7 protein-coding genes are annotated in these 7,119 nt (G+C 37.4%); 3 read left to right on the forward strand and 4 right to left on the reverse strand.

Annotated features, from left to right (window positions below):
* The 4 genes from KGI01_RS13090 to KGI01_RS13105 all read right to left on the reverse strand — a co-directional run.
* Positions 1–356: ABC transporter permease (locus tag KGI01_RS13090; protein WP_373863144.1), on the reverse strand; the 356-nt coding region annotated here is incomplete at its 3' end.
* Complete coding sequence (locus KGI01_RS13095) at positions 346–1,452, reverse strand: ABC transporter ATP-binding protein (protein ID WP_141275053.1); 1,107 nt, start codon at positions 1,450–1,452, stop codon at positions 346–348. The genes KGI01_RS13090 and KGI01_RS13095, both read right to left, overlap by 11 nt.
* Before the next feature lie 20 nt (positions 1,453–1,472).
* Positions 1,473–2,015: a helix-turn-helix domain-containing protein gene (locus tag KGI01_RS13100; protein WP_087682391.1), complete on the reverse strand. Its 543-nt coding sequence runs from the start codon at positions 2,013–2,015 to the stop codon at positions 1,473–1,475.
* Between the two features lie 253 nt (positions 2,016–2,268).
* Positions 2,269–2,934: a LytTR family DNA-binding domain-containing protein gene (locus KGI01_RS13105; protein WP_141275054.1), complete on the reverse strand. Its 666-nt coding sequence runs from the start codon at positions 2,932–2,934 to the stop codon at positions 2,269–2,271.
* 230 nt (positions 2,935–3,164) lie between these two features.
* Between KGI01_RS13105 and aceA the strand changes: the two genes are divergently transcribed.
* The 3 genes from aceA (at position 3,165) to KGI01_RS13120 (ending at position 7,108) form a co-directional block, all read left to right on the forward strand.
* Positions 3,165–4,445 (forward strand): isocitrate lyase, encoded by a 1,281-nt coding sequence (gene aceA, locus KGI01_RS13110; RefSeq protein ID WP_141275055.1) that lies wholly within the window; start codon positions 3,165–3,167, stop codon positions 4,443–4,445.
* A gap of 98 nt (positions 4,446–4,543) precedes the next feature.
* Positions 4,544–6,139: a malate synthase A gene (gene aceB / locus KGI01_RS13115; protein WP_141275056.1), complete on the forward strand. Its 1,596-nt coding sequence runs from the start codon at positions 4,544–4,546 to the stop codon at positions 6,137–6,139.
* Between the two features lie 309 nt (positions 6,140–6,448).
* Positions 6,449–7,108: a potassium channel family protein gene (locus tag KGI01_RS13120; RefSeq protein ID WP_068455227.1), complete on the forward strand. Its 660-nt coding sequence runs from the start codon at positions 6,449–6,451 to the stop codon at positions 7,106–7,108.
* Positions 7,109–7,119 lie beyond the last annotated feature (11 nt).

Here is a 7,119-nt window from a genome sequence, read left to right on the forward strand (position 1 = left end):
AGACCTTTGTTACCGAAAATACCAATGAATGCGTATGTTTTTAATAATAAGTTCACCCATGAAGGGATAATAATTAAGATTAACCATAGCTGTTTATGTTTTAATTTTGTAATTAAATAAGCAGCAGGGTATGAAACGAGTAAAGAGAATAAAGTAATTAAGAACGCATACCAGAACGAACTTAATGTCATCTCAAAATAGACACTCGTAAAGAAGTTTTTATAGTTTTCAAGTGTAAAATGACCATCTAAATCGAGCATTGAGTAGTACAGTACGAGTAAGATTGGTGCGATAACGAATAGTACAACCCATGCGTAGTAAGGGATAAGAGAGAAAACTCCGCCCTTATTTTTCATCGTGGTCATCTCCGTATGATTCTAAACGTTTATCGAAATCCTCTTCAGATTCATTTAAACGCATGATGTGAATTGATTCTGGATCGAAATCTAAACCGATTTTTGCACCAACATCGGCTTTTTTCAGTGAATGAACAAGCCATTCATTACCAGCTTCATCAAAGGTAGAAAGTTCATAGTGTACGCCGCGGAATAATTGCGAATCGACTGTTACAACAAGTTTTCCTTGTTGGACAGTTGTTAATTCTAAATCTTCCGGACGAATAACCACATCTACTTTTTCATTTGGGTTTAAACCTTGGTCAACACATTCAAATTCTTGACCATTCATATTAACAACAAAATCGCGTACCATGATGCCAGAAATAATATTTGATTCGCCGATAAAGTCAGCTACAAAGCGATTAATTGGTTCATCATAAATATCAACTGGTGTGCCGCTTTGTTGAATATTTCCTTCATTTAAAACAAAGATTTCATCACTCATCGCAAGTGCTTCCTCTTGGTCATGTGTTACAAAGATGAATGTCTTGCCTAAACGTTGTTGTAATTCGCGTAATTCGTATTGCATCTCAGTACGAAGCTTTAAATCAAGAGCAGATAGTGGTTCATCTAATAAGATAATTTCAGGATCATTAACAATCGCGCGCGCAATCGCAACACGTTGACGTTGACCGCCTGACATCTCTTGAATTTCGCGTTTACCGTACCCTGCAAGGTTGACGAATTTTAATGCTTCTTCAACGCGGCGTGTAATTTCAGCGTTATTTACTTTTTGAATACGTAAACCAAAAGCAACGTTCTCAAAAACATTTAAATGTGGAAATAGTGCATAGTCTTGAAAGACCGTATTTACTTGGCGTTCATTAGCAGGTACTTTATTAATGTTCTTTCCATTAAATAAAATTTCACCTTGTGATGGTTCCATAAAACCAGCGATTAAACGTAAAATCGTCGTTTTACCACAACCAGATGGTCCAAGTAAAGTGTAGAATTTTCCTCTTTCAAGTTCAAAGTTGACGCCCTTTAACACCTGTGTACCGTCGCTGTACGACTTTGACACATTGTTAAACGAGATAATAATATTTTCTGACATGATGTACTAGGCCTCCTAAGCTACAAATAAGATTCTGTTGCGACTAACAGTAGTTGAGTTCTCCCTGCAAATGCATTTAAGATTTGATGTGAGTCAATTGCTTCATAATAAACAGAATCACCTGCAGTAGCAATAAATTCCTCTGCTCCTAATACGATACGGACACGTCCCTCTAATACATAGATAAAGGTTTCAGACGGGGAAGGCTCAAATTGTTTGAACTCCCCTTTTTCCTCGAAGGTTAGGATGACAGGTTCAATTTCTTTTTCATTTGATGTGGGGATTAACCACTGAAGTTTGTATTTTTTTTCTTCGTCTGTATAGACGGTTTGGTCTTCAGTTGTATAAACAACTTTTTGATCATCGGTTTCATCGTCGAAAAATTCTTTTGGTGTAGAACCAAGAACTTCTAATAAATTGAATAAAGTTTCAATGGAAGGGGAGTTGAGGTCACGCTCTAATTGTGAGATATAGCCTTTTGTTAAATCGGTACGTTCACCTAGTTCCTCTTGAGTGAGTTCCTTCCTTAAACGTAATCGTTTAATTTTTTTGCCGATTTGCATAAATATTCTCCTCGATCAAGTTTACTTTTGGTAAACTTACAGATTTGAAAGTATTGTTAAAGTAAACTTCAAGTTTACTCAAACGATATCCATTATTACAAAAATACGTTGATATTTCAAGTCATTTTTATAAAAAAGTATCTTCTTTCTATATAAATTAGAAAAGCTAGTCACAACGCTATTTCAAATACAATTAGCGTTATGGCTAGCTTTTTTTATTCAAGTTCATTTAAATAACTTCCTATTAATATATTTAAAATTCTAAAGCCTTTCTTAAATCCGTTACATAAGACTGTGATACAGGTAATTGTTTTCCATCTTTCATAACAATTAATAAGTTCGAGGCAAAGTCACGTGTGATTTTTGAGATATTTCGAATATTGATAATGTACGATCGATGAATACGAATAAAATATTCAGGTAGGCGATTCGCTAAATCTTTCATAGTTAATGAAATTTGAAATAGTTCATTTTGCTGGCAACACCAATTTTTCTTATTTAAGCTTTCAAAGAATGAAACGTCTTCGATTGGAATTGGCTGCCATTCGTCTTCGTTACGACCTGTTATGAAGTAAAGTGTTTTTTCTTTCTTTCGATTTGGTAGAACGATGAGAAGCGCGCCTTTTTTCTCGCGTACGGTAATAGGATAACCAATGCCATGATAGCTCCCGCTTCCATAAGGATTATCAATTGTTTGTTCCACTTTGCGACCGCTTTCATAAACGAGTTGTGCAATACTCGTTGGTGCAATAGATTGTCCGATTGAAATTTGAATATCGACTTGTTGAGGTGCATAATAAACATAGTTATTTTCTACTGCAATAGCAATTGTTGCCTCTTGCGGGGTCCAATCTTGTAATAAGGATGTGTACTGTACTATAACATCCTCTGCTAAATCCCTGTAAATTGACTCAATCATTCAAATCATCCTCCTAGTTTAAAATTTCTTTATCCAGTTATATCTTATTCTATCCTAGAAAAACCATCTTTCATCTGAAAATCAATACAAGTAAATCATGTTGTTATATAGTAGTCTATAACAACGGTAGCTGTTATTCAACAAATAAATTGGAAAAAACAGGGGTGTATTTTCTGATAGCGTCAAATGTTATCGTTTTACTACTACTTAAATAAAGGGAGATGGATGAAATGACACAACAAGAACAAATTAAAACTTTAGAAGAAAAATGGGCACAAGATGGACGCTGGTTAGGAATCGAACGTCCTTATTCAGCAGAAGAAGTTTTAAAGTTACGTGGATCAATTGAAATCGAATATACACTTGCTAAACGTGGTGCTGCTCGCCTTTGGAAATCTTTACACGAAGAAGATTTCATTAACGCACTAGGTGCTTTAACAGGTAACCAAGCAATGCAACAAGTAAAAGCAGGTTTAAAAGCAATCTACTTAAGTGGTTGGCAAGTAGCGGCAGACGCAAACATCGCTGGACAAATGTACCCAGACCAATCTTTATACCCAGCAAACTCTGTACCGCAAGTAGTAAAACGTATTAACCAAGCACTACAACGTGCTGATCAAATCGATCATGCAGAAGGTCGTAACGACGGTTTTGACTGGTTCGCACCAATCGTAGCTGATGCTGAAGCAGGTTTCGGTGGTCCGTTAAACGTATTCGAATTAATCAAAGGCATGATTGAAGCTGGTGCTGCAGGCGTTCACTTAGAAGACCAATTAGCTTCTGAGAAAAAATGTGGTCACTTAGGTGGTAAAGTATTACTTCCAACTCAAAATGCAATCCGTAACTTAATCGCAGCTCGTTTAGCGGCAGACGTACAAGGTGTTGATACAATCATCATCGCTCGTACAGATGCAGACGCAGCAGATATGGTAACAAGCGATATCGACCCACGTGATGCAGACTTCATCACTGGCGAACGTACACCAGAAGGTTTCTTCCGTACAAAACCAGGTATCGACCAAGCTATCGCTCGTGGTTTAGCTTACGCACCGTATGCTGATCTTGTATGGTGTGAAACATCTAAACCAGACCTAGAGGAAGCGCGTAAATTCGCAGATGCAATTCACGCAAAATTCCCTGGTAAAATGCTTGCTTATAACTGTTCACCATCATTCAACTGGGAAGCGAACCTTGATGAAGAAACAATCGCTCAATACCAAGTTGAATTAGGTAAAATGGGTTACAAATTCCAATTCGTAACATTAGCTGGATTCCATGCATTAAACCACAGCATGTTCAAATTAGCGCATGACTACCGCGATAACGGTATGGCTGCATACTCTAAGTTACAACAAGCTGAGTTCGCTGATGAAACTTTAGGCTACACAGCTACAAAACACCAACGTGAAGTAGGTACAGGTTACTTCGACGAGGTATCACAAGTAATCTCTGGTGGTACATCTTCTACAACAGCTATGAAGGGATCAACTGAAACAGCTCAATTCATTTAATACACAACTCAAAAGAGCTATGGGATTTATGACAATAGTAAATCGCTTACAACCATAGCTCTTTTCTAAAATTAATGAAAGACTGGGAGGAAGAGAATATGCAGCAGACATCCGCAAACATTCGTGTTTTAGGACCGCAAGACGAAGTAACGAAAGAAATTTTAACACCTGAAGCACTACAGTTCATTGCATCACTTCAAGTGAAATTCAATGACCGTCGTTTAGCTTTATTAGAAGCACGCCAAGAGCGTCAACGTGAGTTAGATAACGGTGGCACATTAGATTTCTTAGAAGAAACAAAAGAAATTCGTGAATCGGATTGGACAATTGCACCTTTACCAGCTGATTTACAAGACCGTCGTGTTGAAATTACAGGCCCTGTTGATCGTAAAATGGTCATCAATGCTTTAAATTCAGGCGCAAAAATGTTCATGGCTTGTTTTGAAGATGCTACTTCACCAACATGGGAAAACATGATTCATGGACAAAAGAATATGAAAGATGCTATCGCTAAAACAATCTCATTTGAGAATCCAGCGAATGGTAAAAAATATGCTTTAAAAGAAGAAACAGCTACATTACTTGTACGTCCACGTGGTTTACACATGAACGAAAAGCATGTAGAAGTGGATGGTTCACCAATGTCTGCTAGCTTCTTTGACTTCGGTCTATATTTCTTCCACAATGCAAAAGCTGCATTAGAGCGTGGAACAGGTCCATATTTCTACTTACCAAAGTTAGAAAGTTACTTAGAAGCACGATTATGGAATGATGTATTCAACTATGCAGAAGAAACATTTGATTTACCGCATGGCACAATCAAAGCAACTGTATTAATTGAAACAATTACAGCAGCATTCCAAATGGATGAAATTCTTTATGAACTACGTGACCACTCTGCTGGTTTAAACTGTGGACGTTGGGATTACATCTTTAGTTATATCAAGCGTCTACGCAATAAAGGTGAAGTGATTTTACCAGACCGCGGTCAGGTAACGATGACATCACCATTTATGAGAGCGTATTCAACGCTATGTATTAAAACATGTCATAAGCGTAATGCACCTGCAATGGGTGGTATGGCTGCACAAATTCCAATTAAAAATGATCCAGAAGCTAACGAAGCTGCATTCCAAAAAGTGCGTGAAGATAAGCGTCGTGAAGCAACAGATGGTCATGATGGTACATGGGTAGCGCATCCTGATTTAGTTGCTGTTGCGATGGAACAATTTGATGAGCATATGCCAACACCGAACCAAATCGACCGTAAACGTGACGACGTTCATGTAATAGCGGCTGATTTATTAGAAGTGCCAATTGGTACGATTACTGAAGAAGGTCTACGCATGAACTGTAGCGTAGGTGTTCAGTACATCGCTTCTTGGTTACGTGGAAATGGTGCTGCACCAATCAACCACTTGATGGAGGATGCAGCGACAGCAGAAATTTCACGTACACAAATTTGGCAATGGATTCGCCATGCAGACGGTAAGCTTGTAACAGGCGAAGATATTACAGCTGAATTATTCAAACAGATCTTAGCTGAAGAGCTAGATGTTTTAAAAGAGCAATTTGGCGAAGAACAATATAATGCTGGTAAATTTAATGAAGCAGCAGAAATCTTTACAGACTTAATCTTACAAGATGAGTTTGAAGAGTTCCTAACAACTTCAAGTTATAAAAAATTAGCTTAATTCATACATTAATCTAACACTAAAAAAAACAGCTGACCCTGAAATGATTCTTATATAGCGTGTTCTTTTAGATTAATGTCACCCTAACAACACGCTATATGTATATAATGATTGCGATGAAAAAAACTACGAATTTTTTTGGCTACGCCTCACCAACGTGGCCCATAACAAACAAACTCCTATAAAGATAAAGAGAGAGACTGCTACAGACATGGCAGTCTCTTTTCATATGGCTATTGTATTGTGGTTTTAAAGATTTTTGATAGAATAAGGTGAGATAGGAAGTTTCGAGAAATCGGAGGAATAAATATGAAAAAAGAGTTCGTAGTCATTGGACTAGGACGTTTTGGTGGTAGTATCGTAAATGAACTAGTGAACCAGGGCGCAGATGTGATGGCGATTGATAAGTTTGCAGAGCGTGTAAATGAATTCTCAAAAATTGCGACGCAAGCTGTCATGGCAGATACAACAGATGAAACGGTACTAAAACAACTCGGTATTCGAAATTTCGAGCATGTGATTGTGGCAATTGGTGATGATATTCAATCAAGTATTTTAACGACTTTAATGTTAAAAGAAATCGGTGTGCAGAAAATTACGGTTAAAGCACAAAATGACTATCATGAAAAAGTGTTACGAAAAATTGGTGCAGACCATGTCGTACATCCAGAACGCGATATGGGTATTCGAATCGCGAATAATATGATGTCAAATAATGTTTTAGATTATCTAGAACTATCAGACGAACACTCGATTATGGAGATTAAGGCCAATCGTTTATTAGCTGGACATACGATTATCGGATTAGATATTCGTGTGCGCTATGGTATTAACATTGTAGCGATTAAGCGCGACCAAGATATTATTGTGTCACCTGCAGCAGATGAAAAAATCATTGAAGGCGATATTTTAATCGTTATTGGTGCAGATGCGGATATTAGTCGTTTTGAGAAAAAGATGTTGAACTAAAGGAGAGAAAC

This window comes from Kurthia gibsonii (assembly GCF_006539985.1).
GTDB classification, from domain to species: Bacteria; Bacillota; Bacilli; order Bacillales_A; family Planococcaceae; genus Kurthia; species Kurthia gibsonii.

What these genes read in the sequence shown, in the direction of transcription:
- KGI01_RS13095 (WP_141275053.1), bottom strand. Translation starts at nt 1,452, where the DNA reads ATGTCAGAAAATATTATTATCTCGTTTAACAATGTGTCAAAGTCGTAC.
- KGI01_RS13100 (WP_087682391.1), bottom strand. Translation starts at nt 2,015, where the DNA reads ATGCAAATCGGCAAAAAAATTAAACGATTACGTTTAAGGAAGGAACTC.
- KGI01_RS13105 (WP_141275054.1), bottom strand. Translation starts at nt 2,934, where the DNA reads ATGATTGAGTCAATTTACAGGGATTTAGCAGAGGATGTTATAGTACAG.
- aceA (WP_141275055.1), top strand. Translation starts at nt 3,165, where the DNA reads ATGACACAACAAGAACAAATTAAAACTTTAGAAGAAAAATGGGCACAA.
- aceB (WP_141275056.1), top strand. Translation starts at nt 4,544, where the DNA reads ATGCAGCAGACATCCGCAAACATTCGTGTTTTAGGACCGCAAGACGAA.
- KGI01_RS13120 (WP_068455227.1), top strand. Translation starts at nt 6,449, where the DNA reads ATGAAAAAAGAGTTCGTAGTCATTGGACTAGGACGTTTTGGTGGTAGT.